The 26,373-nt window shown below is 58.6% G+C and carries 27 protein-coding genes; 2 read left to right on the plus strand and 25 right to left on the minus strand.

All coding sequences use genetic code 11. The features are described from left to right. Positions 1-112 precede the first annotated feature (112 nt). From bioB to bioA, 4 genes are read right to left on the minus strand one after another with little or no spacing between them, the layout of a single operon-like run. On the minus strand, positions 113-1,141 hold the full coding sequence (gene bioB / locus CVV65_RS12900; protein ID WP_100668470.1) for a biotin synthase BioB: 1,029 nt from the start codon (positions 1,139-1,141) through the stop codon (positions 113-115). Further along, on the minus strand, positions 1,138-1,848 hold the full coding sequence (gene bioD, locus CVV65_RS12905) for a dethiobiotin synthase (protein WP_100668471.1): 711 nt from the start codon (positions 1,846-1,848) through the stop codon (positions 1,138-1,140). Before bioD ends, bioB begins: the two co-directional genes overlap by 4 nt. Before the next feature lie 3 nt (positions 1,849-1,851). Then, positions 1,852-3,009 (minus strand): 8-amino-7-oxononanoate synthase, encoded by a 1,158-nt coding sequence (gene bioF / locus CVV65_RS12910; RefSeq protein ID WP_041306022.1) that lies wholly within the window; start codon positions 3,007-3,009, stop codon positions 1,852-1,854. Beyond that, a complete protein-coding gene (gene bioA, locus CVV65_RS12915; protein WP_100668472.1) occupies positions 3,009-4,361 on the minus strand; it encodes an adenosylmethionine--8-amino-7-oxononanoate transaminase in 1,353 nt (450 codons plus the stop codon). Before bioA ends, bioF begins: the two co-directional genes overlap by 1 nt. Before the next feature lie 242 nt (positions 4,362-4,603). Between bioA and CVV65_RS12920 the strand changes: the two genes are divergently transcribed. Together CVV65_RS12920 and CVV65_RS12925 are read left to right on the plus strand one after the other, a co-directional pair. Further along, a complete protein-coding gene (locus CVV65_RS12920) occupies positions 4,604-5,179 on the plus strand; it encodes an RsfA family transcriptional regulator (RefSeq protein WP_100668473.1) in 576 nt (191 codons plus the stop codon). A gap of 294 nt (positions 5,180-5,473) precedes the next feature. Further along, positions 5,474-6,475, plus strand: coding sequence for a hypothetical protein (locus CVV65_RS12925; RefSeq protein WP_100668474.1), 1,002 nt, complete (start codon positions 5,474-5,476; stop codon positions 6,473-6,475). Between the two features lie 33 nt (positions 6,476-6,508). Here the strand turns inward: CVV65_RS12925 and CVV65_RS12930 are convergent, their stop codons facing one another. The 21 genes from CVV65_RS12930 to eutS all read right to left on the minus strand — a co-directional run bounded on the left by CVV65_RS12930 (position 6,509) and on the right by eutS (position 25,915). After that, positions 6,509-7,708, minus strand: a complete 1,200-nt coding sequence (locus tag CVV65_RS12930; RefSeq protein WP_100668475.1) for an MFS transporter — start codon at positions 7,706-7,708, stop codon at positions 6,509-6,511. Between the two features lie 192 nt (positions 7,709-7,900). After that, entirely contained in the window at positions 7,901-8,476 is a 576-nt protein-coding gene (locus CVV65_RS12935; RefSeq protein ID WP_157935517.1) for a manganese efflux pump MntP, read from the minus strand. A gap of 198 nt (positions 8,477-8,674) precedes the next feature. Next, entirely contained in the window at positions 8,675-9,874 is a 1,200-nt protein-coding gene (locus CVV65_RS12940) for an RNA-guided endonuclease InsQ/TnpB family protein (RefSeq protein ID WP_100668477.1), read from the minus strand. Between the two features lie 214 nt (positions 9,875-10,088). After that, entirely contained in the window at positions 10,089-10,799 is a 711-nt protein-coding gene (locus CVV65_RS12945) for an MFS transporter (RefSeq protein WP_100668478.1), read from the minus strand. 155 nt (positions 10,800-10,954) lie between these two features. Continuing rightward, a complete protein-coding gene (locus CVV65_RS12950; RefSeq protein WP_100668479.1) occupies positions 10,955-11,929 on the minus strand; it encodes a histidine kinase N-terminal domain-containing protein in 975 nt (324 codons plus the stop codon). Positions 11,930-11,931: 2 nt separating this feature from the next. After that, entirely contained in the window at positions 11,932-12,888 is a 957-nt protein-coding gene (mdh, locus tag CVV65_RS12955; protein WP_100668480.1) for a malate dehydrogenase, read from the minus strand. 21 nt (positions 12,889-12,909) lie between these two features. Next, the gene (locus tag CVV65_RS12960; protein ID WP_100668481.1) at positions 12,910-14,487 is read right to left on the minus strand and encodes an amino acid permease; all 1,578 of its coding nucleotides are present in this window, start codon (positions 14,485-14,487) and stop codon (positions 12,910-12,912) included. Between the two features lie 53 nt (positions 14,488-14,540). Next, positions 14,541-14,813, minus strand: a complete 273-nt coding sequence (locus CVV65_RS12965; RefSeq protein WP_104216448.1) for a BMC domain-containing protein — start codon at positions 14,811-14,813, stop codon at positions 14,541-14,543. Positions 14,814-14,820: 7 nt separating this feature from the next. Further along, positions 14,821-15,087 carry a EutN/CcmL family microcompartment protein gene (locus CVV65_RS12970; RefSeq protein ID WP_100668482.1) on the minus strand — a complete coding sequence of 89 codons (267 nt, stop codon included), beginning with the start codon at positions 15,085-15,087 and terminating at the stop codon, positions 14,821-14,823. Continuing rightward, positions 15,084-15,836, minus strand: a complete 753-nt coding sequence (locus CVV65_RS12975; protein WP_100668483.1) for a hypothetical protein — start codon at positions 15,834-15,836, stop codon at positions 15,084-15,086. Before CVV65_RS12975 ends, CVV65_RS12970 begins: the two co-directional genes overlap by 4 nt. Positions 15,837-15,851: 15 nt before the next feature. Beyond that, the gene (gene eutM, locus CVV65_RS12980) at positions 15,852-16,142 is read right to left on the minus strand and encodes an ethanolamine utilization microcompartment protein EutM (RefSeq protein ID WP_100668484.1); all 291 of its coding nucleotides are present in this window, start codon (positions 16,140-16,142) and stop codon (positions 15,852-15,854) included. A gap of 63 nt (positions 16,143-16,205) precedes the next feature. Further along, positions 16,206-17,720, minus strand: a complete 1,515-nt coding sequence (locus CVV65_RS12985) for an acetaldehyde dehydrogenase (acetylating) (RefSeq protein WP_232796618.1) — start codon at positions 17,718-17,720, stop codon at positions 16,206-16,208. 4 nt (positions 17,721-17,724) lie between these two features. Continuing rightward, entirely contained in the window at positions 17,725-18,237 is a 513-nt protein-coding gene (locus CVV65_RS12990; RefSeq protein ID WP_100668486.1) for a BMC domain-containing protein, read from the minus strand. A 10-nt stretch (positions 18,238-18,247) separates the two neighbouring features. Then, a complete protein-coding gene (gene eutL / locus CVV65_RS12995; RefSeq protein WP_100669518.1) occupies positions 18,248-18,904 on the minus strand; it encodes an ethanolamine utilization microcompartment protein EutL in 657 nt (218 codons plus the stop codon). Between the two features lie 11 nt (positions 18,905-18,915). Next, the gene (gene eutC, locus CVV65_RS13000) at positions 18,916-19,962 is read right to left on the minus strand and encodes an ethanolamine ammonia-lyase subunit EutC (protein WP_232796619.1); all 1,047 of its coding nucleotides are present in this window, start codon (positions 19,960-19,962) and stop codon (positions 18,916-18,918) included. A gap of 11 nt (positions 19,963-19,973) precedes the next feature. Beyond that, positions 19,974-21,341, minus strand: a complete 1,368-nt coding sequence (locus tag CVV65_RS13005; RefSeq protein ID WP_100668487.1) for an ethanolamine ammonia-lyase subunit EutB — start codon at positions 21,339-21,341, stop codon at positions 19,974-19,976. Further along, positions 21,338-22,837: an ethanolamine ammonia-lyase reactivating factor EutA gene (locus CVV65_RS13010; protein ID WP_100668488.1), complete on the minus strand. Its 1,500-nt coding sequence runs from the start codon at positions 22,835-22,837 to the stop codon at positions 21,338-21,340. The genes CVV65_RS13005 and CVV65_RS13010 overlap by 4 nt, the downstream gene beginning before the upstream one ends. Positions 22,838-22,976: 139 nt before the next feature. Next, positions 22,977-23,576 carry an ANTAR domain-containing response regulator gene (locus CVV65_RS13015; protein WP_100668489.1) on the minus strand — a complete coding sequence of 200 codons (600 nt, stop codon included), beginning with the start codon at positions 23,574-23,576 and terminating at the stop codon, positions 22,977-22,979. Then, complete coding sequence (locus tag CVV65_RS13020; RefSeq protein WP_232796789.1) at positions 23,542-24,987, minus strand: sensor histidine kinase; 1,446 nt, start codon at positions 24,985-24,987, stop codon at positions 23,542-23,544. The genes CVV65_RS13015 and CVV65_RS13020 overlap by 35 nt, the downstream gene beginning before the upstream one ends. A gap of 154 nt (positions 24,988-25,141) precedes the next feature. Further along, positions 25,142-25,564 (minus strand): EutP/PduV family microcompartment system protein, encoded by a 423-nt coding sequence (locus CVV65_RS13025; protein ID WP_100668491.1) that lies wholly within the window; start codon positions 25,562-25,564, stop codon positions 25,142-25,144. 9 nt (positions 25,565-25,573) lie between these two features. Continuing rightward, positions 25,574-25,915 (minus strand): ethanolamine utilization microcompartment protein EutS, encoded by a 342-nt coding sequence (eutS, locus tag CVV65_RS13030; RefSeq protein WP_100668492.1) that lies wholly within the window; start codon positions 25,913-25,915, stop codon positions 25,574-25,576. Positions 25,916-26,373 lie beyond the last annotated feature (458 nt).

The raw sequence follows: 26,373 nt of genomic DNA on the forward strand, positions 1-26,373 counted from the left end.
TTTGGACTGCTGGTTCTTCTGGGCTTGGCCGCAAAGGTGGCCGCCCTCGTGCTTCAAAGGCGGGGGGCGATGTCGCTTCCCATGTGCGGAACATCACCCCGGGCGCCGGGAATTACAGGGCACAGGTCTCAATCTCAAAACCGAGATCTTCGATCATCTTCCAATCCGCCTCGGGCAACTGCCCTTCCGTTGTCAGGTAGTCGCCGACAAAAATCGAATTGGCGGCATAGAGTCCCAGAGGCTGCAGCGTCCCCAGGTTCACTTCCCGGCCGCCGGCGATGCGGATCTCTTTTGCCGGGTGGACGTAACGGAACATGGCCAGTACCTTCAGGCAGTACCGGGGATTCAGTTCCTTTCGGCCTTCCAGGGGCGTTCCCGGAATGGGGTTGAGAAAATTAATCGGAATGGAGTCCACGTCCAAATCTTTGAGGGAGAAGGCCACATCCACCACGTCCTCTGGGGATTCTCCCATGCCGACGATACAGCCCGAGCACGCCGAGATACCGGCGGCTTTTGCCGTCTCCACCGTTTCCACCCGGTCGCCGTAGGTGTGCGTTGAACAAATCGCCTGGTACTGGTTCGCACTGGTGTTCAGATTGTGATTGTAGCGGTGCACCCCGGCGTCGGCGAGTTGCTGGGCTTGTTCCGGGGTGAGAAATCCGAGGCAACAGCAGATTTTTAGATCGGTGGTGGCCCGAATCTCTCGAACCGCTTCAACGATTCGCTCCACCTCTGAGGGGGCCGGCCGTCTGCCACTGGTCACGATGCAGTAGGTGCCGGCTTTGCGCCGCACCGCCTCCCGGGCCCCTTCCAGGATCGTCTCTTTTGAAAGGAGGGGGTATTTGGCCACGTCCGCCGTGGAAATGGCGGACTGGGAGCAGTACCCGCAATCTTCGGGACACAGGCCGCTTTTCGCATTGAGGATCATGTTCAACTTTACTTTTTTTCCAAAATACCGTTGCCTAAGCCGAAACGCCCCGTCTAACAGGGCGGGCACGTCTTCATCGGGCGCGAGTAGAATAGCCAGGGCCTCCTCCCTGGTCACGGCTCGTCCGCTCAGCACCTCCCGGGCCAGGCCCGCCCAGTCCCGCATTCCTTTCAAAGGTGTCACCGCAACATTCGCCTCTCCCCGAGTCATCATCGATCCCCTCCACGTATCGATTGAAGTATCGCTTCCAGATCCACGTGCGCCTTGACAGTGCCCAATATTTCCTCCCTCCCCGGGCGCCCGGGCAACCAGGGTACCCGGCCGAGGATCGGGACATCGGAATATTCCCGGATCAGTTCTGGGTTTGTTTGCTCAGCGACCGTGCCTCCATCCCGGCCCCCGCCGTTTAGAATCACTCCCGCCACCCGGAGTCCCGCCTGCCTGGCGTAGGCCACGGTGAGCAGAATATGGTTGACCGTTCCGAGCCCGGCCCGGGCCACGACCAACACCGGCAGGTCCGCACCCTTCGCCAGCTCGACGGCGGTAAAACCATCCGCCAGGGGGACCGTGATTCCCCCCGCTCCTTCCACGAGGACCAGGTCGTGGCGCTGAAGCCTCACATTCAAGATCTCCCGCCACTTCTGGGGATCCAGCGCCACCCCTGCCCGCCGGGCCGCCAGGGCAGGGGCCAGGGGCTCCGCCAGGGTGTACGGACAGATGGACGATTCCTCTTCCTCCAGACCGCCGAGCCATTTCAACCGGGCGGAATCGGAGCCCGGATCTCCCGGTCTGCAGCCGCTTTGCACCGGTTTCCAGGCCGTCGCTCGGAGCCCGACCTCTCGATAGAGGCCCACCAACGCCCCGGTAATCCATGTTTTTCCAACCTCCGTATCCGTCCCGATCACCACAGCTCCGCTCACCGATCATCCCTCCGTTGTAAACACTGCCAGGATCCGATCCACATCTTCCATCCGGTGGGCGGCGGTCACCGTCAAACGAATCCGGCAAGATTCGGGTGGGACCGTGGGCGGGCGAATGGCCGGAGCAAAGATTCCGGCGTCGTCCAGCCGGGCGGCCAGACGCAGGGTCTCTCCCACTTCCCCGATGATGACCGGAATGATAGGGGTCGAACCCTCGGGGACCCGCCAGCCTCGTTCCCGAAGACCCGTGCGCAGTCGGGATACCAAGGCGCGCAAATGGTCCCTGCGCCACTGCTCCTGCTCCATGATTTCCACCGCCACGAGGGCGGCGCCCACCGCTGCCGGAGAAGGGGCCGTGGAAAAAATAAAAGGCCTGGCGCGATTGATCAGGTAGTCGATGACCGCTTTCGCCCCTGCCACATATGCCCCCTCTACCCCCGCCGCCTTGCTGAGCGTCCCCATTTGAATGATTCGAGGTGCTGGGGACAATCCGTAATATTCCATCGTCCCCCGCCCGCGCTTTCCCAGCACTCCTCCGGCATGGGCATCATCCACCACCACAAAAGCGTCGTATTTTCCCGCCACCTCCAAGAGCCGGGGCAGCGGGGCCACATCCCCGTCCATGCTGAACACCCCGTCGGTATAGATCAGACGCCGGCGGGCGGGGCCGGCCGCGATGATTTTCGACTCTAAGTCCCCGGGATCCGCGTGGCGGTACACCGAGACCCTGGCCCGGCTCAACCGGCAACCGTCGATGATACTCGCGTGGTTCCACTCATCACTAAAAATCACATCTTCTTCACCGGCGAGGGTGGTGGCCAAGGCGACGTTAGCCATGTAGCCCGTGGCGAAAACCAGCGCCGCCTCGGTGCCCTTCCACCGGGCGATCCGCTTCTCCAGGGCTTCGTGCAGTTCCGTGTCGCCGCTGATCAAGCGAGATCCGGTGCTTCCCGCGCCGTACCGGATCATGGCCCGGTGAGCCGCCTCGATCAGGCGCGGATCCTGGGCCAGACCCAGGTAATTGTTCGAGGCACACATCAACATCCGGCGCCCTTCCACCGTCACCTCGGGCCCTGGAGCTGACTCGACCCTCCGCAACCGCCTGCGAAGTCCCGCATCCTCCAGGTTTTGAAGTTCTGCCTCAAGGCCGGTAGAGTCCATCACGACACAGCCCCTTCTTCCACCGCCCGGATCAGGATATCCGTCATCGCCTCCAGGTCCCCTTCCGGGGTGGCGAGAGGCGGCATAAACACCACCACGTCCCCGAGGGGACGGATGATCATCCCCTCGTCCCTGGCCTTCCGGCATACGGCAGCCCCCATGAGCCTGCGGGCGGGAAAGGGCTCCTTGGTGGCCCGGTCCGCTACGAGCTCGATCCCGACCATCATGCCCTTTATCCGAATGTCCCCGACGTGGGGATGGTCGATCAGTTTCTGAAGGCGCTTCCGGAGATACGCTTCATTCTTCTGGGCCCGGTCCACCAACTGCGTTTCGTCAAATAAATCGAGATTGGCCAGGGCTGCGGCACATCCCAGCGGGTTGCCGGTATAAGAATGACCGTGATAAAAAGTTTTTTCCTCCCAGGGTTCACCGAGAAAAGCTTCGTAGACCCGGTCGGTGGTCAGGGTGGCCGCCACGGGGAGATAACCCCCCGTCAGCCCTTTGCCGCAGGTGAGAAAATCTGGGGATACCCCGGTGTGCTCGCAGGCGAACATCTTCCCGGTCCGCCCGAACCCCACCGCCACCTCGTCGGCGATCATGAGCACGTCCCACCGGGTGCACAAGTCCCGAACCTCCCGCAGAAAACCGTCGGGCATGGCAATCATCCCACCTGCCCCCTGCATTTCGGGCTCCACGATCAGGGCGGCGGTTTCCCCGCCGTGCGCCTCCAGGGCCTGGTGAAGCAGGTGAAGGCAGGCAAAGCCGCACGTTTTTGGCTCTTGGTTCAGGGGACATCGGTAACAGTAAGGGTAAGGAACGCGAACCGTTTCAAATAAAAGTGCACCGTACGCCCGGTGATATAAATCAATGGCGCCCACACTCACCGCGCCCAGGGTGTCCCCGTGATACGCCCCGGTCATGGTGATAAATTTTCGCTTTTCGGGATGGCCCATGTGTTGCCAGAACTGGTATGCCATCTTGATGGCGATCTCCACCGCCTCGGCCCCGCTGTCCGAGTAAAATACTTTATTCAAGCCCGGAGGAGAGATCTCGATCAACCTTTCCGCCAATTCCACCGCCGGCACGTTGAGCTGCCCAAGCATCGTGCAATGGGCGATTTTCCCGAGCTGATCGGCGATCGCCCGATCGAGTTCCGGCACCCGGTGGCCGTGGACGTTGAGCCACAGGGAGGACACGCCGTCGTAATACCTCCTTCCCCTCACATCTTCCAGCCACACCCCCTCCCCGCGCTCCACGATCACCGGCTCCTGATCAAAAAAATCTTTCATCTGGGTGAAAGGATTCCACACGTACCGCCTACTTTTCTCTAATAAGCCGAGATATCGTTCCACCCCATCGCCCCCTATTGTTAACTCAAATAACCATACTGGTTAACATCCCAGGCTTATGATACCAGATTGTCGAGTTCACGCGCAATCCGGGGTGACATTTTCATTGGCTGTTTCATAGATATAGAGAAAGAAGTGGGGCATTTTCTCAAAGAAATCGGAACATCGGCGATAGGTTCCGTATGCGATCGACCGGGAATGGCTATACCAATAGTAACGAAAAGGAAAGATATGGAGGCGAAACCATGGAAACGGTAGAACGGTGGACTACGCGCTCTGACGCTTGGGCGCCCGAAGATGACAAAAAATTGGCGGACATTGTATTGCGCCACATTCGCGAGGGCAGCACCCAGCTGAGCGCCTTTGTCGAAGCGGCCAGCGAATTGGGCAGGACCCCCGCCGCCTGCGGCTATCGCTGGAATGGGATCATTCGGAAAAATTATGAGGAAGCAATTCAAGAGGCGAAGCGGATGAAAAAGGAGCGCCTGGCCCAAACCCGGGGCCGCAGGGGGCGCCGGCGTCAGGTAGGGCACCAGTGGAACATTGATGCGGTGATCCAGTCCCTCCGAGCCTGGGAAGAGGTATTCCAAAAAATGGAGCAGGAGAACGCGGAGCTCCGGCGTACCGTCACCCATTTGGAGGATAAAGTCCGTTCTCTGGAACAGGAGAACCGCCAACTTCGCGAGGGAGGAGCTCTGTCGCAAGCTGAACAATTACGACACGACTCCCGGGAATTCCTGGCCCTGGTGGATCGGGCTCGGAAGCTTTTCCAGGAAATCGGCGAAAAACAGCCGCCATTAGGGGTGAAAGCCCAAGAGTAAGACCTCCCGGTGGATCGGTGGTCGACTCCGCGCAACCTCACCGCCACCTCGAGGCACTGGAATTGAATTCCCCACGGCACCCGTGCGGGCGGCCTCCGGGTCGCCTGATCATGCCAACCGCCGCCTTTCCTCGACAGTGGCGCAAGAAGGCGGCGGCCTTGGCGTTCTCCATTCCTACCCACAATCTCCACTGGATCGTCATAATTTCGCCGGGATCTGCCCGCCCAAAGAATCGAAACGGGATACAATAAAAATGAGCGATTCCGGATTTGGACGTAAAGGAGGGCGGGGTGCGTGGCGACTGCATCCGCATGGATTCACGCCGTACTAGGTACCCTTTTTCTTCTCTTCGTGTTTTACCTCGCCGGCGGTGCACTGGCTTCATTGGCCGCAGCCGGATACGGAGCCCGCAAGCACGACGCGCGCGGCCTCCGTTTGGCCCGTCTGGTGGTGCGAAAAACAGCGGTCCGGGAATGGCTGGTTTTTCTCCTCGGAGTCGTTCCCCCGATCATCATCGGGGTTTTCGTCCGATTGGCCGATGCCACGGCATACATGTTGACCCAAGGTTGGCTGACGACCGTTTTCCTCCTTTTTACGGGTTGGGGAGCACTTCAGGTGTTTAAAATTCTCTTGTATAAATATCCGCGGTCTCCGAAGCTTTTCATTCCCTTCGGCATCGCCGCGGTGGTTCTTCTCCTTCCAGTTCCGGCGGTGTTCATGGTCACCGGGGAATTCGCCGCCCAGCCGGATCTGTTCGGCGGGTTCATCACTTTGATACTGGCCATGTTGCAGCCGTCGGTGCTTTGGCGGGCGCTGGACCTGACGATCACCACCGGGCTGATCGGTGGATTCCTGGTGGTCAGTATCGCTTACCGCCGTTTGCGCCGGATGGCTGCCGATTCGCCAGTTCGCCGATTTTATCGCTGGGCCATGGAATCCGGATTACGGGGTACCATGGTTTCCGCAGCCCTTTTGGTATTGTCCGGGGCCGTCACCGTCGCTTCGTTATCTCCGAACGCCCAGGCGGCGCTGACCGGCGGGAACATCGTCCAAACCGGCCTGTTCGCCGCCGCCGCTCTTTTCCTCGTCGGGATCGCCGCTGCTTCCTGGCTGCTCAGCCGATTGAATCGCGCCCGCGGTGTGGTGGGGACCCTTGGGATCCTTCTCGCAGCCACATTGGTTGTCATGGGCAGTCTCCACGCCGAGATGCGGGCCTATCAGAACGGCCCGTATTTCGGACAGGTGCCTCCGGGGTTGTACCCGAGCATTTTGCAACAGAGGATCTGCGGGTGGTGATCATAGCCGGGGGCCGGCCATGCTTTCCTCGGCTCACGATGACGAGCCGTTCCCCCCTCTCTTTTTCGTGAGGAGCAACACGGGAATGGCCACAAGCTGTACGACCACCGAAAAAGCCACGAGAGCCACAATCGACGTATCATAGAGTACACCCAGTAACCAACTACCCCCAAACCATGCGACCCCATAGACGGCGTTAAACACCCCGTAAGCATACGCCCGGCGTTCTGGCGAGATCATCGTTGCCACTGGGGCACTCATGAGCGAATCTTGAATGCCCATGCCGATCCCCCAGAGTATAACACCCGCTGCGGCCGCAACCCATCCACCTAAAAACGAGAGTGGAGCAAAAAAGGCGGAAAGTGCGATCGCTAATGTGAGAACGGGCATCCCACTCCGATCATACCACCTCCCGAAGATGAGCGCTGAACCACCGGCCGTCGCCATAGCCACCGCGTAAAAAATGGGAATGGCGCTCGGTGGAATCACGTGAGTCAGATGATAGGAGATGATGTTGAAGTCCGCATATCCGATAGCAACAAGGGACATGGCACTCAGATAGACCCAGAAGGAACGCGGCAATCGCTGGGGCTGTGGAGGGGTTGTCTCCGCAACCCGTTCCAACTCGTGGGGATTGGGGTATTGGAGTCTGGCCGTCATCAGCACAATTAGCGAAATCAACGCAGGCAACGCCAGAAAGGCGAAAGCAGTATGATAGCTGCCCTTCACATAGAGAATTCCAGCGACCGCCAGAGGCCCCGCCATCGCCCCAATCTGGTCCAGTGCCTCCCGCAGCGCAAAAGCCCAACCCTGACCGATCACCGTCCCAGCATGGGAAAGCATCGCGTCGCGCGGAGGGTTACGCAACCCCTTGCCTATTCTCTCCATAATGATGAGGACCGCCGCCAGCTGCCAACTTCCGGCAAGAGCCAGAAGAGGCACGGCCAAAAGGTTCACCACATATCCGATTCCCGTCATGAGCCAGTATCGGCCTGTGCGGCTGCTCACATACCCGGACAAAAACCTGATCCCGTAGCCGAGAAGCTCTCCAAGCCCCGAAATGAACCCCACCGCAGCACCGGAAGCCCCCAGCACGGCGAGAAAGGGACCATTGATTCCGCGGGCACCCTCATAAGTCAGATCCGCAAACAAGCTCAAGACACCGATCAGAACTACAAACCTGAGTGCGGCGGCACTGGAAAGCCCCTCTTTTTGAGGCCTCCGATGGCTCATATCTCAATTCCTCCTTCCAACAAGTTCACCCGCGGCCAAACATCATTGTCATGAAACCCGCCAAAGGTAGTTATAAGAAAACGCTGCCAAAGGCGCCGACTATGACGAGGATACCATACTCCAGTGCCACATCGAAACAGGATCGGTGTCGATTTCTGCAGAATGGGTTTTCCATCGTGATTATCGTCCGTTTCAACCGAGGACTTGATGAACGCCGACGAGAATGAGCAAGAATCCGGCGACCAGAGAGGAATATTTACCGAGCAGTCGTGCGAAGACCCCCACGCCAATCAGGTTCCCAAACCAGATCATGATATATCCCCACATCGAAATGACCGCGGTTGTCGTCCAAATGGTCGTGGCGTTTGAAACCGTCCCACCAAAAGCACTGACAACATTTGTGAAAGACAATGCAAGACCGAGCAGTGCTCCCTGCTTCCAGTTTGGTCGTGTTTGAATCTTGACTTTTCCAGTGTGTCGGGAGATACGCGGATGAACGTATCCGGAATACCAGAAAAACAACCCTATACAAGCGAGTGCGATACAGGATGCCCACCCAGCTTGTTCGGCAGTGAAGTAATGAGAGATCAGCTTACCGGCGTACGCACCGAGAAATGCGGTGCAAAAACCAACGCCATTGACGACCGCATTAACCCGGTGAGGAAATTTGATTTTTTGACTTCCGTACGCGATTCCCACACCACAGTTGTCAAAATTCGCTCCGATGCCAATGAGATTTGCCGTAATGAACGCATTCCACCAGCTCATTTTCCCGACCCCTCCCATGACACTTCTGATAGCCCTTGCCACGATATGAGGCTGGGCCGGCTCGTGTATGGGACAGGAGGATCAAGACATGTACCTGTTTTTCGTTGACCTCCTCACCCCTTTTGGCGGGGGATTCCTTCCTGCCACCAGAGGCCTTGTTGCACCCCTTGGATCGGTCGAACGACCGACTCCCCGGCTCTACACCGGAGAACAGGCGATCCGGGCCAGTCCAGCCCTTAATATGTTCATCGCTCCCACTGTGTCGGCATTGCCCTCATACCCGCACCTCTCGCATCGGAATGTCGATTGCGTCGGCCGATTCGCCGGGCTTTTGTGCCCACATTCCGGAACCGGACAAGTCTGGCTCGTGTACGGGGCCGGTACGGCCCCCAGCCAGCCTCCCAACCAGTGGAGCTTGTAGCCCAAGAACGTTTGAAACATGAACCACCCTTGGTCCAGGATCGCTTTGTTCAGCCCGCTCTTCGCCCGCACGTTCTTTCCCGGATTCTCCCTCGTCCCCTTGGCCGACTTGCTCATGTTCTGGATCCGCAAATCCTCCACAAACACCATCGCGTGGGTTTTGCTGATGGCCGTGGAGGTCTTGTGCAGAAAATCCCGCCGGGCATTCGCGATATGCGCATGAAGACGCTGAATCCTTGCTTTTTGCTTTTGCCAGTTTCGCGAGAACCGTTTCTTCCGCGACAACTTCCGCATTTCCCAAGCCAGTTTCGTTTCGTGCCGACGGAACCATCCCGGCGCATCGACAAACGTGCCGTCCGACAACGCCGCAAAATGCACAATTCCCCGGTCGATCCCCACAGCCGACTCCGACGGGTGAACCGGCTCCGGCACGTCGATCTCCGTCTGGAAAGAGATGAACCAGTGCCCGGCTTGCCATGTTACCGTGGCATTCCGAATCGTCCCATCGATGGTCCGGGACTTGCGGAACTTCACCCACCCGATCTTGGGCAGGAAAACCTTTGGCAAGACACACCGCCCGTCTGCATCCTTAGTCGACAGGTTGAGCTTGATCTGTTTCGGGTCCGGAAAGCGCAGGCCCGCCTCGTCCCCGTTCTTTTTCTTGAAGGTCGGGAAGCGCGCCGGGTTGGACTTGTCAAACGCCGCCCGGATTGCCCGATCCAGGAACTTGAGCGTCCATTGCAAAGGGTGCACAGGGGCGTTGGCCAAAAAACCGTATTCCTCGCTGTGTCTCCAGAGTGTCAGGAGCCGGGCAAGCTCCTCATACGAGAGTAAAGGGTACCCGGCCTCCAGCCGCCCCTTTTGCAAGGCCAGCGCCTTGTTCCAGACCAACCGCGCACATCCCCGGTAACGGGTGAGGCACTGGGATTGTTCGGTTGTGGGTTCCAAACGGAATCGAAAGGACTTGAGAATTTTCATGGTTCTAGGATACCCCGAATGTTCGAGTCTCGCAAACGCATATTCGCCAAAAGAGCCGCTCTTCCTCTGTCCGCTCAATGACGCGCCTTATCCTCTTCCTGAAGGAAGAGGATAAGGCGCGTTTTTTCAGATCAAGCTAAGGACGGGAATGAAAAAATACTCGCACCACAGGACACCTTAAGCCCTGCAGTAAGCGGACGGCGGGCAGCCCCCCTCAGTTCAACTCGGACTGCTGAACGGAGGCTGGGTGATCCACCGGCAACTTTTTTCGCAGGGTGAGAATCAAAAGGCCCGCCACAAGAAGAGAAAATGCGAGATATAGATACGCTCCCGTAAAGGAACCCGTCCGGTCTTTGACGAATCCCACGAGATAAGGACCGACCCATCCCCCCAGATTTCCCACGGAATTGATCAGGCCCACGGCGCCAGCAGCGGCGGCCCCTGACAAGAAAGACGTGGGATACGTCCACCAGACTCCCATTCCCACATACACACCGACGGCGCTGACGCAGACCAAAATAAAGCTGAGCAACGGGTTTGCAACAAAGGGCCCGAGTCCCATCCCCACGGTGCCGATAAACATGGGAATCGCCACGTGCCACCGTTTCTCACCGGTTCGGGCCGAAGAATTGCCGGTGACGATGAAGCCGATCAGCGCCACGGCCATGGGGATGACGATGAGCCAACCGATGCTGGCGTTGGACCAACCGGACACCGATTTGAGCACCGTTGGCATCCAAAACCCAAAACCCCAGAATCCTGTAATCCACATGAAGTAGATAAAACACAGTTCTCGTCTCAACAAAATTGCGCTCGGCGCACCGACGTCAGGGTATTCTCCGGACAGTGGGCTGAATCCCCTCTGTGTGCCCAGACAGTAAACGATACATCTTCCAAAAGAAATCCCTCCGCGCCATGGATACATTTTCCTGTAAACAAAAAGAGAGTTGAGGCCCGCTTCCTGAAGGCTCCAACTCCCTCTCTGTTCTCAGGGAAATCATCGATTCACTTTTATTAAAAGTATACCGAGAACGGAGCAAACTCGCAACTATTTTGTCGCTGATTTCATGGGTGTTCTTGTCACTCCATCCGAAGACTTTCCCGGAGAGATTCCATGGATTGAACCAGCGCGTCCGTCATGCCGGCCACCTCGCGAATTCGCCGGTCCTGACCGGCGGCGGCCTCGAGAACAACGCTCATGTCCCCGATACTTTGGGAGACCGCACCGACAAGGGAGTGCAACTCATCCCGAATGTGGCCGGCGGATTCGTGCACCTGTTCGGATAAACGGCGGATTTCGTCGGCAATGACCCGGAATCCCAGACCGGACGATCCGGCCCGGGCAGCTTCCAGACCCGCGTTAAGGCCCAGGATTTTCGTCTGATTCGCCACCTTTTGTACGAATTGGGTGAGTTCCTGAACTCCCCGAAGGCGGTGTTGCACATCTTCAGACGACGCTTCAAGCTGTTTATACCGGCCGATGAAGGCGTCGTGGGCACGGCTGAGATCCGCCGTGGCTGAAGCGAGAGCCGCACTGACTTCGGCAACCCGGCCGCCGATCGACTGAACCTGGACCAATACCCTCTGCAGGTGCGCCCGGCTTTCCTCCGCAGCCCGCCGGGCTTCAGCTTCACGGAGGACCTTTTCCATGTCCCGCTCGACGATGAGGCTACCGATGGTTCGCCCGTCTCCCCCCGTGAGCGGCACAACATCCTGGCGAACGCGGGTGCCTTCTTGACTGACCGCCTCAATGCCGTAGGCCGGCCGCCCGGTCCGGTGGACCTCAATGACCGCCGGCTCCTGTTCCATCCGGGCCGTCTGACCCACGGGAGACTCCCGATACAAGGACCGAGTCACACTTGGACGACCGTGGGCGACCACCAGTGCCGTTTCCGCATCCAACGGCATATCGATAAAGATGTCTGCCTGTACAGCGTCCGCAATAAGAGGTAACCAATCAACCAGCGCTTCCAGGCGCCTCCGGTCTTCTTCGGATATCTCTGTTGACCCCGGCAGCGATTGTAAGAGCCTGGGACGCTGCGTTTCCTCCCGCATGCTTAACACCAAACTCCTTCACTTTTGAGATGATCCCGGGCCGCGGCCACGGCCCTGCGAATGGTCTCCGCCGATCGGTTCAAGGCCGCAAGCTCCCCGTCATCCAGATTCAGTTCGATCATCCGCTCGACTCCGTCGCCGCCAAGCACCGCGGGAACGCCGAAGTAGATATCGGACAGTCCATATTGCCCGTTGAGGTAAACGGACATGGGCAAGATGCGCTTGCGGTCCTCAAGCACCGATTGAACCATTTGAACGGTGGAAGCGGCCGGAGCATAATAAGCGCTCCCTTGTTTCAAGAGGGAGACGATCTCCGCCCCGCCCCGCTTGGTGCGTTCCACAATCTCCCTCAGCCGAGTCTGCGGAATCAGGTGATCCACCGGGACACAGCCGACATAGGCGTATCGAACCAAAGGAACCATTTCGTCCCCGTGACCACCCAGTACGTACGCGTGAACGTCTTCCCCGGCAACTCCCAGCTCCTGGGCAATGAAAGTACGAAACCGGGACGAATCCAACACCCCGGACTGGCCGTAGACTCGGTTAGGGGGAAAACCCGACGCCCGAAGAGCTATGTAACACATGACATCCAGAGGGTTGCTCACCACGACAATGTGAGCCCGCGGAGAATAAGCGGCTGCCTGTTTTGCCGCCTCCCAGACAATCCGAGCGTTGGTTGCCGTGAGATCCTCTCGGCTCATGCCGGGCCTGCGGGCCACGCCCGCCGTGATCACCACCACATCGGAATCGGCCGTATCTCTGTAGTGGGCGGTGCCTTTTACGTCATACGCCCATCCTTCCACCGGGCCCGACTGAAGAAGATCAAGAGCCTTCCCCGCCGCAAGACCTTCCACGACATCCATCAGAACCACATTTCCCAGCCCTTTGACCAACAGGCCGTGAGCCACCGCGGCCCCCACATTCCCGGCACCAATTACTGTGATTTTCCTCCGTCTCATTGGCCCACCCCCCTCAGCGGGCTAAGCCGACTGGCGAATGCGTTCGCGCACTTTCGCATAAGTACCGAGATGCGGGCCTGCAAATTGCTTCCTGATACTCACCACGTACCAAATCGTCAACAGGGCGAACACCGTCGCAAAAGTCGTTCCGGTCGCGTAATGCAGTGTAAAATTATCCGTTAATTGTACATCGCTGGGAGCGATCACGAAAAGCACCGTGATAAAAGCGACCCAAAGAACGGCCAGGGTATTCACAATGGGACTCCAGCGTCCGAGATGCCAGGGGCCATTGTCTTCCATGCTCCACGCACCTCTCCACTGGGCCCGCAATTTGAGCAACAGAGGAATGGCGTAGGAGCCGTACAAGCCGATCGTGCTGATCGATGTCACCACAGCATACACATTGTCGGCCAGAGCGCAACAGAACGCCAGGACCACGCTCAGCCAGATGGCCGCAGCCGGTGTGCGAAACTTCGGACTGACCCGCGACCACAGATAGGCAAACGGCATCCCGTTGTCTCGGGAGAAGGCATACATCATTCTTGAAATCGACGTCACCGAAGAAAGGCCGCAGAACCACATGGCGAGGGTGACCATCCAAAGCACAGCCTTCCCGAAAGCGCCGCCCATGGCCTGTTCGATGACCGTCATGAATCCGTTTCCGCCGGCGGCCGCCACGGCATTCGGATCTTTGATCGAAAGAGTGACCAAAACCAACATCAGATAGCCGAATATACTGGACACGGCCACCGACAGGTACACGCCCCAAGGGGATTTGACCCGGGACTCCACCGTCTCTTCACTGGTATGGGCCGACGCATCGTATCCGGTGTAGGTCCATTGAGCCTGGAGAAGGCCGAATAGAAAGGCGAGCCAGTAAGGCACCCCAGGACCTGTTGCGGTCGAGAATCCCGTTTCAAACATATACGAGACATTTCGATCGGGTCCAAAATACACCAAGGCCGCAATCAACGCCCCGACGCCGATCATGTGGTACAAAGCCGACACGTCATTCAGTTTGGCCACCACCCGAATCCCCACATGATTCAAAACGGCGTGACTGAGCAGAATCACCGCATACACCGCCAGCATCTGTGCCTTGGTCGGCTCGCCAAACAGAAGCGTCGACGCGAAAGTCGCGCACCCGAAATCAATCCCCGCCACAATGGTCACTTGACCCACCATGTTGAACCAGGCCGCATACCACCCCCACCCGGGACCACCCAAAATGGAGGCCCAATGATAAATGGCACCCGAGGTGGGAATGGCGGACGCCAACTCCGCCATCGAAGCGGCCACCATGAGGACGAAAATCGTCACCAAGGGCCAGCCGATGCCCATGACGGCTGGGCCGCCCTGGTTAAAACCATACCCGTACAAAGTCACCGCCCCGGTCAGAATCGAGATGATGGAGAATGAAATGGCGAAGTTGGAAAAACCACCCATATCCCTCAGAAGTTCCTGTTTATATCCAAAGGAAGCCAGCTCCCCGTCACCGTTTCCCGAACGGCGGGATTCCTGTACACTTCGATTGGCCCTATAACCGATACCCAGCATAACGACCAGGGCAATCACCACCAACAACACACCAAGGACCATCACTCATCCCTTCCTTTTTTGAAATCCCCCGGAACTCGACCGTTCCCCGCGATTTACCCTCGTCGTGGATACACCGTGGCCACTTCCTCATGGGGACGGGGAATGACGTGGGCGGCCACCAAGTGCCCGACCCGAGCCGCCGCGGCCGCTCCGGCTTGCACCGCGGCCTTCACCGCACCCACATCCCCCTCCACCATCACCGTCACCAATGCCGCATCCACCTGTTCCCGGCCGATCAGCCGTACATCCGCCGCTTTTGCCATGGCGTCCGCCGCCTCCACCGCCCCCACGAATCCCCGTGTTTCCACCAGCCCCAACGCCACCACGGCACATTCAGCCCCCTTTTTCCACCGAATCCACGATCCCGATGACAGCGGCGTCAATGGGCCACTGTTCCCCGTACACAAGCCGGGCGGAGCTTCCCTGAGTCACGATCACCATGTCGCCCAACCCTGCCCCCACCCGGTCGGCCGCCACCACGGGTTCCCCCCGTCCTTGTCCATCGGGCCCGTGGGGCTGTACCACGAGGAACTTGATCCCCACGAGAACTTCTTCCTTCCGGGTCGCCCATACGTTTCCGACCACACGCCCGATAATCATCGATCCGCCCTCTCTCCACCTTCCATAATCTTCAGTGCCACACTCTGATCCCGTAGCCATTCCCGTGCACCCGGAGTCAGCCTCACACCTTGCGGGAGCACCAGTTCGTCCCCCGGCTGCAACCGCCTCCTGGCCAAGTCCTTGACCGTCCAATATGTCGCCCGGCTCACCCGATATTGAACAGATTCGATACTTCGGGATTCGGCGGAGAGGTCAGATATGTTCATGCGTCCGAACCGGTCGGCTGGGGGACGCCAGCCCGTAACGAACTCCTCCCAGCAAACCACGTCCACACCGTAGTGCTGCAACGCTTCAGCGTAATCCCGCAACAATTTCAGGTAGGGACGGACGGAAGCCTCGGGCCGAAAGATGACCGACAGCTGCGGATTCAGAACCATGCTGACCGGCATGGAGGCCAGAAGTGCTTTCGCCAACAGTGCGCCGGCGCGATCCGTCGTCAATCCCAACGCTCCGCGGACCAGAATCGATTGATCGCACGGGCCGACGACCAGACATTCGGCTTGTTTCAGCAAGGATTCCGCGTCGGGATCCCGACCGTCGACGATGACCGCTTCCCCGGACTTCTGAAGCACAGACTTGATTTCAGCCGACAACTCCTGCTCTTCCGGGCTTGGCGCCTGTCCCGGCAACCAAACAATCTGTAAACTCCCGTCTGCTGAATCCCCGGGGAAGCCTCGACGTTGCAACGCCTCGATTACGAGGTTGATCAAATCGCGGCGATCAACCATATGTGATCACTTCAATCAGGTCTGAGTCACTTTGGGCAAAATCGCCTCCAGCTCCCCGTGCGGCCGAGGAATCACATGAACCGAAACCAACTCCCCGACTCTGCGGGCCGCTTCGGCGCCCGCTTCGGTGGCCGCCTTGACCGCTCCCACGTCTCCGCGAACCATCACCGTAACCAAACCGCCGCCGACATGCACCTTTCCGATCAGGCGCACGTCCGCCGCTTTCACCATCGCGTCCGCCGCTTCCACGGACGCCACCAATCCCCGGGTTTCGATCATGCCGAGTGCCGTCAACTCTCCGGCCATCGTTCAACACTCCTTTTGGATCGATTTGTCCTGATCATGAATCCCAGACTTCATTCCGCCGGCTCAGGTCCTGTATCCCGCTTTCATCCGCCCCATCACCTCCCGAACCACCTCACTGATTTCTTGTTCATTCACATGGGGGACAAGTGGTCCCACCTCTTGAACCACCGCCTTGACCAATTCTTCCTCCGAGGACGCTGCCGCCGATCCCCCGATGATCACCTCCTTCGTGCCATAAGCCAGGCGTTTGATGTTCATCAGGTGCTCGACGGTAATGTTGTCCGATGTGATATTGCCGCCGAAGGACCCGCATCCCAGCGTCATGGACGGTCGCAGCCCGGTTGTCGCGCCGATCGCTCCCAAAGCAGCCGGAGTATTGACCAACACCCTGGAAACCGGCTTCTGAAGAAGGAACTCACGAATGATCTCTTCATTCCCGGAGTGAATCACCAACGAATGTCCGCGCCCCCCCAATGCCAACAGATCAATGCAGCACCGGCAGCCCTCCTCCCAATTCTCCACCGTGTAAAAAGCCAGAACCGGGGACAGCTTTTCCAGAGCAAACGGCACATCCGCGGCGACCCGCGTTTCCTCGCCGATGAGCAGCTTCGTTCCGGGCGGCACTGTGATCCCGGCCTGAGACGCGATGTACACAGCGGATTTCCCGACAATGCCGCTGTTCAGTTTTCTGGGCGACGGGAAAAGAACCTTGGCCACCGCCTCTTTTTCCTCGGGCGACAGCATATAGGCCCCATGCCTTCTGAACTCGCGTATGACCTCTTCGCGAACCCGACGGTCGACAACCACCGCCTGCTCCGAAGCGCAGATCGTGCCGTTGTCGAACGTTTTGCTGGTGAAGATGTCCTGCACCGCCCGGGGAACATCCGCACTTTCTTCGATGTACGCGGGAACGTTACCCGGTCCGACTCCATAGGCCGGTTTCCCGGAACTGTAGGCGGCGCGCACCAATCCGGCTCCGCCCGTGGCCAGGATCAGTTGTATATCGGGATGTTTCATCAATGCTTCGGTCAACTCCACCGTGGGTTTCTCCACCCAACCGATCAGTCCCCTGGGTGCGCCCGCTCCGTAGGCCGCCTTGGCACAGATTTCCGCCGCCCGGATCGTACAACGGGAGGCCGACGGATGGGGGCTGATCACAATCGCATTGCGGGTTTTCAATGCAATCAGACACTTGAAAATAGCTGTGGACGTCGGGTTCGTGGAAGGAATGACGGCGGCGATGACACCGTAAGGATCGGCGGCCTCAACGACCTTGCGGCGGGGATCTTCCCGGATGATCCCGACCGTTTTCACATCGCGGATCGAGTCATAAACGTCTCGAGCCGCAAACAGATTCTTCATCGTCTTGTGTTCAACCACTCCGAACCCCGTTTCTTCCACGGCCTCCCGGGCCAGTGTTTCAGCCTCGGCCTCCGCAGCCTCCGCCGCCGCTTGAACCACCCGATCGACCTGTTCTTGATTGAACCGGGCGAATTCCTCTTGCGCCGCTTTGGCGGACGCCACCGCGTCCCGAAGCAACTGAAGAGCCACCAAATCCTGATCGATCCGGGCAATCACCCGCTCATTCCTCCTCTCTCTCCTCTCCATGCCGGCGCAGGATCTCCACCAGCGTCCGCCGATTGGCTTTTGAAATCTCCCGTCCGGACAGACCCGAGGCCTTCAAAGCCCTGACCAGGCGCCGCAACTCCACCACCGTATAGCCTGACCATGGGTCACCCCCGTCGGACTCCGCGGAACCGACGACCTCGTCACAGCGGTTCTCGACGATTTCCGGCCCCTCCGGGAAGCGCGCTCGGAGCGGACTTCCTGTTACCATTTCCACGACCTCCTCCCAAGGACCGGGCAGTACAGAAAACCGAAGTACCCGCCCGATTGCCGACGCGGCCCGCACCGCCGATTCCACCGCCTCAGCCACCGCAGCCGCCTCGCCGGCCACCGTCAGCGTCACTATGCCGTGATGGATCGGTTCGCAACCCACCACCACGACATCGGCCCCTTTGACCGCCGCATCGGCAGCCGCAATGACAGCGGCCAGTCCCTGGGTTTCGATGAGTCCGATCGCCACGTTGCCCACTGTCTCGCGTCTACCTCACCGCAAGCGGACTCTCGGCAACCGCAATCACGGCCTCGAGAAACGCCGCGGCCGCGGCCGTACAGGCGGACTGACTGCCGGTCAACAATCCCCCGGCAAAATTGGTTTCCGTCGGCGGTCCGTAAAATTTGGCCAACCGTACGGTGGCCGCCTTCAGTGCGGCATCAAGGCCAAACATCGCTTCAAGAGGCGGAGCGATCAAGTACGCGAGCGGCTCCCCTTCGGCAATTCCGGCCACCTTGGAAAGATAGCGGCCTGTTCGGGAAATCACGTGAGGATAGACCGTATGCTCTCCCTTGGCATCCAACGCGTAAAAGCAGGCGCCCCGATCAACCACTTGGGCGGCCGCCTCCAAACCGCTCCGGACTTCATCCGGGGTCGGTCCGGCCAGCACACCGATGAACTCTCCCGACAGCGGGCCGGACGAATGGGCCGCTCCGGCATAAAACGATTTGGCATACACCACATCCACCTCCGCCCTCTTTGTGGCTTCATCTACGGCGGTATAGCCGACATCGTCAATGGTCACCGTCAGCATGCCGATCGACCGGTGTCGGGGCGAGAGCCGGAACTGTCTGGCCAGAGCCCCGTCGACGTTTGCAATAATCCTGGTCGCCAAGACTTGGGCGCGTACAGGTTCTAGCACCATCGTCCCCTCTTTCACTCCACAGACATCAGTTTCACTCCACTGGCCTTCTTTTCGATCATGGTCTTGACCACGGCGCCCAGATGGGCGCCCGCTTCAACAGGAGGCGTACCGGCGTCGTGAATGTTGGATACCACCATCCGATCCGCTTCTATGGTGCCTCGTCGCGGTCGATAACACAGGTACGCACTCATCGAATCGGCGGCGGCCAACCCCGGCCGCTCGCCGATGAGCAGGACGAAAGCCTCGGGCTGAAGCAGTTCCCCGATCTCGTCCATAATGGCCACGCGCCCTCGGCGAACGTAAAACGGCGTTCCCATCGAAAGCCCATATTGTTTTAACGATTGGCAAAGGGCCGGATAGACATCCTTCAGGTTCGTCATCACCGCCTGGGAACTGAGGCCGTCCGACACCACAACCTGCACCTGCGGACGCCTGACGCATTTGTGCTGGATCAAATGAACACTCTGCGGCGTCAACTTCCTTCCAAGATCCGGACGTCGAATATAGGTGTCCTTGTCGGCGGCCATGGTGTCGACCACAAACAACCCAAACTCCTCCAGTACCGCTTCATCCACTTCCCCGTAGACGGCATCCACCGCAGCCGCGTGGTCTTCCCGAAAGGTGAGCAGAGTTTCGGTGCACGGCCTTGGTCCCGACCGCCCCACACCGATCCGAGCCGGAGTGGTGCGCAGCAGGTCTCGGAGGAGTCTTTGATCCCTGATTGCAACCCCGGACACTGTACATCCTTTGATTTGCCCCTGAAAGGCGGGATCGACATCTTCTTCGGACAGAGCAGCGACTTCTCCTGTATTCAGCCGGATGCGACTCCCGCCCTCGTTTTCCATCCCGCACACCTCGGAAGACCCACCATCCACACGGCCCGTCTCATAAGGCACCAACCTCGCCCGCAAGACCTGCGCCTCCTTTGAAGCGGAAGCCGCCTCAGTTCTTTCGGGATACGGCCTCCGGGAGATTGCCCCGTCCGTGGATCCGTCTTGAAGCCGATGGAGAACTCGTCGTACGATCTCCTGCACCTCATCCTGAACGTTCCGGGACATACGCCACCCTCCTAATCGAACACGAAAAGCGTCGGATCGCCGGCCCGCTCCGTCAAGGCGCCGTGCCGTAAGATCCCCCGCTGCTCCAGCCACGCTTCGAATTCCGGAGCCGGGCGAAGTCCGAAGGTCTGCCGCAGGGCGGGAATATCGTGATAACTGAGAGATTGGTAATTCAACATACAGTCGTCGCCCATGGGCACGGCAATCACAAAATTCACCCCGGCCGCCGCCAAGAGCACTCCCAGTCCTTCGATGTCATTCTGGTCCGCCCTGGTGTGATTCGTGTAACACACGTCGACCCCCATGGGAATACCGTGCATCTTGCCCATGAAATGATCTTCAAGCCCCGCCCGGATCACTTGTTTCGCATCGTACAGATACTCCGGCCCGATAAACCCCACCACGGTATTCAAAATGAACGGATTCCAACGCCGGGCAAAGCCGTATTTCCGGGCTTCAAGGGTCACTTGGTCCACTCCGTGGTGTGCGTCCGCCGACAACTCGGTTCCTTGGCCGGTTTCGAAATACATCAGATTGGGCCCCGGGCTGGCACCCTCCCGCCGGATCAACTCGTGGGCTTCATCTAAGAGCGCCGCGCTGATGCCGAAAGAACGATTCGCTTCTTCGGTGCCGGCGATACTCTGGAAGATCAGGTCAACCGGAGCTCCCTGCTCCACCGCCTTCATCTGGGTGGTCACATGCGCCAAAACGCAATTCTGGGTTGGAATGCCCCAGGCCCGGATACAATCGTGCGAAGCATGCATGAGGCGCTTCACACTCTCCACGGAGTCGTCCACCGGGTTGATGCCGATTACCGCATCCCCGACCCCGTAGGACAACCCCTCGCGAATGGACGCGACCACACCGTCCGCACTGTCGGTGGGATGGTTCGGCTGCAGTCGGGAAGAAAGCGTCCCACGATGGCCGATGGACCCGTTGCAGCGGGTGATCACTTCAATTTTTTTCGCCGCATAGATCAAATCCAGGTTCGACATCAACTTTGCCGCCGCTGCAATCATTTCACTGGTCAATCCCCGGGACAAGCGGAGAAGATCGGTCCCCGACGCGCCGTCGGACAGAATGTATTCCCGAAGCTCCGCCACGGTCCAACCGCGGACTTCCCGGTAAATTCGCTCATTGACCCCCTCGTCGATGATTCTGGACACCTCGTCGTCCTCCGGCGGGATGAGCGGATTGTTGCGGATCTGTTCGAGCGTGGTTTCCGCCAGAACGCGCTTCGCCGCGATCCGTTCTTGGGCGGATTCGGCCCCGATTCCCGCCAGGCGATCGCCGGATCGTTCTTCATTGGCCTTGGCGAATACTTCTTTAAGATCCCTGAATCCGTAACTTTGCCCCTGTACTTGTGCTGTCAGTTTCACCGTTTTTTCACCTCCCTCGGCCCATCGAGAACCAGGGTCTTGACCGCCACCGGCACCGCACCGCTCTCCATCACGGGTTCGCCGATGTCGACGTAATCGCCGTCGCCGGCCTGAATCTGATCAATACAGACCAAGGACTTCAGCCCCGCCGCCGACAGACACTGCCCAAAGGCTTTTCCCACATCGCCGTCCATGATGAGGACGGCCGGTTCCCCGCCCGACAGACCTTCCCCAAGCACCCGGGAAAAAACCTGCGCCGCCTCCTGGAGATCCGAAAAATGTCTTCCGGATAACCCCCGCACCGCCAGCGCCAGCGGCGGATTTTCCCCGCCGGGATCATAGATCCGTTTTCCCCGAGCAAGCACTTGACGCAAATCCTCTTCGGGTACACCTTCCGGGTCATAGGTAAACGCCATCACCGGCACATTGCGCAGGGGCAGCCGTCCGGCCTCGACATGAACCGTCGCTCCGCTGATCTCCATTGATTGCGTTCCCGCCCCAATCACCGTGGCCCGCATCGTTTCCCGGGCCGGAATCCGCTCCAAGTCGGCAAAGCTCTGTTCGTGCAGAAGGCTGTACGCCAAGGGCAACCCCATATCGGCAAAACCGTCCTCCGCCCAGGCACGTTCAATCACCAATTCCTTACAACTCGATGCCGACCGGGATCCGTCGAGAAGCGCGGCTATCATCCCTCCGACGCCGCCGGAAACCATCCAGGCATCCGGCAGTTCGACCCAGTTGGGCGGATGGCCCACCAAAAGTTCACGCTCCGGCGGACCAACGCGCTGGTGCAGCACACCCGCCAGACACCCGGCCAGTCGGTCTGAGATCCGGCACAACATTTCAACCGAGTGATCCACCCTCCACCCGGGTTCAAGCCGCATGTCCGTTACCTGCATCCACTTTTTCAGCACAGGCGACACCCTCCGCACGACTCCTCGTTCAAATTCAATCACTCGACCGCCGATCGCCAGGGTACAGGTCCCCCGCACCTCTCCCCGGGAGAACAAAGCGATGTTCGCGGTGCCGCCGCCGATATCAACATTGGCGACCGTTCGGTTCATTCGTTTGGACCATTCCAGGGCTCCGGAACCCTTTCCGGCAAGAATCCCTTCGAGATCCGGCCCCGCGGTGGCCACCACAAAATCTCCGGCCCGATCGGCCAGGGACATGACCACTTCCCGGGCATTGTCCCGGGTAGCCGTTTCTCCGGTGATGATCACCGCCCCGGTGTCGATGTCCGCGAAAGTGATGCCGGCCCGGCGATATTCCGCGTTCAGGATCTCCCCCACCCCTGCCATGTCAATCAGGGAATCATTTAATAAAGGCGTTCGGTATAAAGGGCTGCGGTATACAACCTGCCGGTCGACAATTTCGATTCGAGGGATGCGGGAGTGGCCGGCGGTATTGGCGAGACGCAGGCGGCTCACGACCAATTTCGTCGTGCTGGTCCCCAAATCAATCCCCACCGTGGTCATCGCATCTTTCCGTTTCATAAGCCGTCCCTTCCTCAACACAGCAAAAAGCGCCCCAAGCGGTTCGGATGAACCTTCCGGGGCGCCATTGCCCAAACGAATATCCACCTGGTATTGCCGTTCTTTCCCTTCACCGCCGCCCAACGAGAAATCCGGGTGTTCAGGGATTTGCCGACCGTCTGTCGAACCGCAGTCGTCCCGCGATCACATCCTGGGCCATGCGCTCCAGGGAAACCCGCTGATTCATGCTTTCCGATCGCAACATTTGATACGCACTCTGTTCCGATAGTCCGTGTTCTTGCATCAGGATCCCCTTGGCCCGCTCGACCAACTTTCGGATTTCCAGTTGTTTCTCAAGCCGATGAACATTGCACGAGAGTCGGTGAAGACGGTCTCCTTGGGCCAAGGCGATCTCGACGGCGGGGATGAGGTCGGACTCGCCGACCGGTTTCACGAGATAACCGAGCACGCCGGAGTTCTTGGCCTCTTCGATCAATGCCCCATCGCTGTACGCAGTCAACAGAACAATGGGGATCCCGAGTTTTTGGTGAATGATTCGGCCGGCTTTGACCCCGTTAATCTTTGGCATCTTCACATCCATGAGAACGAGATCTGGACGGTGACGATGGGCGAGTTCGACCGCCGATTCTCCGTTCCCCGCCTCGGCCACCACCTCGTAACCGTGCTCTTGCAATATCTCCCGGATGTCCATCCTCAGGATCGACTCATCGTCCACGATCATAATTCGGGCCCTGCTCATCACTGGTCTCCCCTTTCGGAAACATCACGGTCGCCACGGTGCCGCCTTCCGGTCGAACCTGGATGTGAAAAACCCCGCCGAGGTCGCACTCTGTCAGAGTCCGGACAATCTGCAATCCTAAACTCTCGCGGACCTGCCCTTCCTGAAAACCACAACCATCGTCCACCACCTGCAACAAGGCCCAGGACTCCTGATCGCCAATCTCTACAGCGAGCAACCCTTCCGTTCGATCGCGATACGCATGTTCCAAACTGTTTTGTATCAGTTCATTGGCCACCAGGGCCAAGGAAACCGCCCTTCCGGACGGCAGAACCAACCGCGCGCCCCGCACCTCGTATCGGATCCTGGGCGGATCCGCCGTCATACTGTGAATCTGCATCCAACCGATCTTACGAACCACATCATGAAAATCCACCATCTCCACCCGGGATCCGGACAGAACCTCGTGAACTGCGGCGATGCTCATGATTCGATTGAGGGTCTGCCGGTAATGCGCCTGCTGGTCTTCGGGACACCGCCGCATTTGCAGCCGCAAAAGACTTGCCACCGCTTGAAGGTTGTTCTTGACCCGGTGGTGGATTTCCTTGATCATGGCGGATTGAATCTGAAGTTGCCGCTCCTTTTCCCGCAGCTCGCTCACCTCGCGAATCATGACCAAGCCGGAGCGAGTCCCCGATGGATCCCACAACCCCACCGCGTGCACCTGGAAAACGCGCTTGCCCACCTCGGTTTCGTAACGCACTGCTTCACCTTCTAAAAATTGCAGACCCCGGATAAAAGGGAGGACTTTATCAAGTCGTTCCCCGATCAAGTGGGTAGAGGGTTGAAATTCGGTAATCAATGTAATTCCACAGGCGTTCACATAGGTGATCCGGCCTTGGTCATCTGTCAGGAATAGCGCATCCTGAATAACATCCGATAATGGAGAACGACCGGGAATATCGAAAAATACGTGACTGAGTTGTTCGACGGCTTCACTAAGAACCCGAACCCGAGCAGCATTATCAATCCACTCACTGATGTCCTGTTCCAATATCAATGACCCGATCGTTTCCCCCTTGTCGTTCTTGATCGGAACCACACTTTGTTTCACGTGTTTTCCTTCTTGGGTAATCGCTCGATTGTAAGTGGTCACTTCGCCGGTTCGGTGTGTACGAGCCACCGCGGGTTCGTACGCGGCGAAAGCTATCTTGCCAACCACAGATTCACTATACAGCGAATGGCCCGAAACCGGGCTCGCTTCGGCAACCACAACTGCGTCGTCTCCACTGGGCAGAGGGCAGTCCACGAACACATTCGCTTGCGTCAGGTCTGCAATTAATTGCAAATGACGAGCAACATCCCGGATTCGGGCGACATCGTCGTCGCTGAGATCGGTGCGCAAACGACAAACTTGGTCAAGTGCATCCATTCCGTTCACCTGGGCCTCCCTAAACGAAAAGGCGCCCATGGCAACAGCCGATGCAACTGTTGTCGGGCGCCGTTGCCCCGGGCTCTCCTGTTTGTTTTAAATTTTAGTACGTCGGGTGCTCAACGTCAAGCTATAATTTTGATAGGACTTTCAGCTACAATAATTCCAGCAACTCTTTGAGACCCTCCCCGGTAACGGCCGATGTCACAACAATGGGCCCAAATGGCATGGCCAAGCGCAACAATGCTTTTGCCCGATCTGTATCGGCCTGGGGATGATCCGCTTTGGTTACCACCCCGATGGCCCGTTTTGGAAGTCCTGTGGCAAAACCCGGAGGGAAAACGGTCCGATCCCGGGTGGCGTCTTGAATGAGCAATACGTCCGTCACCTCCAGGGCAGTGGCCATCAGGGCACGGTAATACAAGGGGTTCTCCATATATTCACCCGGTGTGTCGACAATCCAGTCGCGATACTGTATGGCCTGGGTTTTCATCACCTGAGTCCCGCCGCCCAGCAGAGCATCCACCAGAGTCGATTTCCCGCTGCCGACCGCCCCGATGATCATGACCTTCCCCATACGCACCACCTAAGAACGGGTGATGGCTGCCGGAGTAAAACCGAGTTGATCCCGCAAGAAACGGTTGATCGCTTCCATGGCCATCTCCACTTCAGACACGGCTCCGACCAATACCAAACTTCCTGTAAACCGGTCGAGAAATCCAATGGTCACATTTGCTGCCTTCGCGGCAAGATCGCCGGCGATGATCACCGTCTCACTGGGGGTCAGCGTCATGATGCCGAGGGCACCGCGCTCGGCCAGTCCGAGTTTCGTGTGCAGATCCGCATTGGGATTGGCGATGAGGTGAGACAACGTCACTTGCTTACCCGGCACAAACTCTTGAATAAACCGCTTCTTCTCTTCAGACATCCTTCCGCCCCTCCCCTTGGAAACGCAAAAAGCCGGAGCACCCGGGAATGACCATCTCCCGATGCGGTTCCGGCTTCATCGCCGCAGTAAACATCGCCTTTTTGGAAAATTATATGCGATTGGAGACACTCCGTCAATGGGCCTATAATGCGGTCTCCAATGCCGCTTGGATAAGCAACTCCTCGGAATCCAACAGCGGCAGGGGGCTGTTGTCGCCGTTTAACAACATCGGGGGCTCAGTGCAACCAAGAATTACCGCCTGCGCCCCTTTGGATTGCAAAGATTTCACGATGTCGATCATGTGCTGCTGCGATCTCTTCGTCCGAATGCCCACAAAAGCTCCGACTCGAGAATGTGCTGGATTGTTTCTTGAGCGCCTCTATCGGGCACAATGCACTCTATCCCGTGTTTTTCGAGGCAGGTTCGAACCTGCACTTCATCGAAAACGATATGCGGTG

Source organism: Kyrpidia spormannii (assembly GCF_002804065.1).
GTDB classification, from domain to species: Bacteria; Bacillota; Bacilli; order Kyrpidiales; family Kyrpidiaceae; genus Kyrpidia; species Kyrpidia spormannii.

Excerpts from the sequence above, each read along its gene's own strand:
- CVV65_RS12950 (WP_100668479.1), bottom strand. The coding sequence starts at position 11,929 with ATGCGGGAGGAAACGCAGCGTCCCAGGCTCTTACAATCGCTGCCGGGG.
- CVV65_RS12935 (WP_157935517.1), bottom strand. The coding sequence starts at position 8,476 with ATGAGCTGGTGGAATGCGTTCATTACGGCAAATCTCATTGGCATCGGA.
- eutC (WP_232796619.1), bottom strand. The coding sequence starts at position 19,962 with ATGTCCCGGAACGTTCAGGATGAGGTGCAGGAGATCGTACGACGAGTT.
- mdh (WP_100668480.1), bottom strand. The coding sequence starts at position 12,888 with ATGAGACGGAGGAAAATCACAGTAATTGGTGCCGGGAATGTGGGGGCC.
- bioB (WP_100668470.1), bottom strand. The coding sequence starts at position 1,141 with ATGATGACTCGGGGAGAGGCGAATGTTGCGGTGACACCTTTGAAAGGA.
- CVV65_RS12930 (WP_100668475.1), bottom strand. The coding sequence starts at position 7,708 with ATGAGCCATCGGAGGCCTCAAAAAGAGGGGCTTTCCAGTGCCGCCGCA.
- CVV65_RS13015 (WP_100668489.1), bottom strand. The coding sequence starts at position 23,576 with ATGAGCAGGGCCCGAATTATGATCGTGGACGATGAGTCGATCCTGAGG.
- CVV65_RS12945 (WP_100668478.1), bottom strand. The coding sequence starts at position 10,799 with ATGTATCCATGGCGCGGAGGGATTTCTTTTGGAAGATGTATCGTTTAC.
- CVV65_RS12940 (WP_100668477.1), bottom strand. The coding sequence starts at position 9,874 with ATGAAAATTCTCAAGTCCTTTCGATTCCGTTTGGAACCCACAACCGAA.
- CVV65_RS12970 (WP_100668482.1), bottom strand. The coding sequence starts at position 15,087 with ATGATTATCGGGCGTGTGGTCGGAAACGTATGGGCGACCCGGAAGGAA.
- CVV65_RS12920 (WP_100668473.1), top strand. The coding sequence starts at position 4,604 with ATGGAAACGGTAGAACGGTGGACTACGCGCTCTGACGCTTGGGCGCCC.
- CVV65_RS13020 (WP_232796789.1), bottom strand. The coding sequence starts at position 24,987 with ATGGATGCACTTGACCAAGTTTGTCGTTTGCGCACCGATCTCAGCGAC.
- CVV65_RS12960 (WP_100668481.1), bottom strand. The coding sequence starts at position 14,487 with ATGGTCCTTGGTGTGTTGTTGGTGGTGATTGCCCTGGTCGTTATGCTG.
- CVV65_RS12975 (WP_100668483.1), bottom strand. The coding sequence starts at position 15,836 with ATGGTTGATCGCCGCGATTTGATCAACCTCGTAATCGAGGCGTTGCAA.
- eutM (WP_100668484.1), bottom strand. The coding sequence starts at position 16,142 with ATGGCCGGAGAGTTGACGGCACTCGGCATGATCGAAACCCGGGGATTG.
- CVV65_RS13010 (WP_100668488.1), bottom strand. The coding sequence starts at position 22,837 with ATGAAACGGAAAGATGCGATGACCACGGTGGGGATTGATTTGGGGACC.
- bioF (WP_041306022.1), bottom strand. The coding sequence starts at position 3,009 with ATGGACTCTACCGGCCTTGAGGCAGAACTTCAAAACCTGGAGGATGCG.
- eutL (WP_100669518.1), bottom strand. The coding sequence starts at position 18,904 with ATGGTGCTAGAACCTGTACGCGCCCAAGTCTTGGCGACCAGGATTATT.
- CVV65_RS13025 (WP_100668491.1), bottom strand. The coding sequence starts at position 25,564 with ATGGGGAAGGTCATGATCATCGGGGCGGTCGGCAGCGGGAAATCGACT.
- eutS (WP_100668492.1), bottom strand. The coding sequence starts at position 25,915 with ATGTCTGAAGAGAAGAAGCGGTTTATTCAAGAGTTTGTGCCGGGTAAG.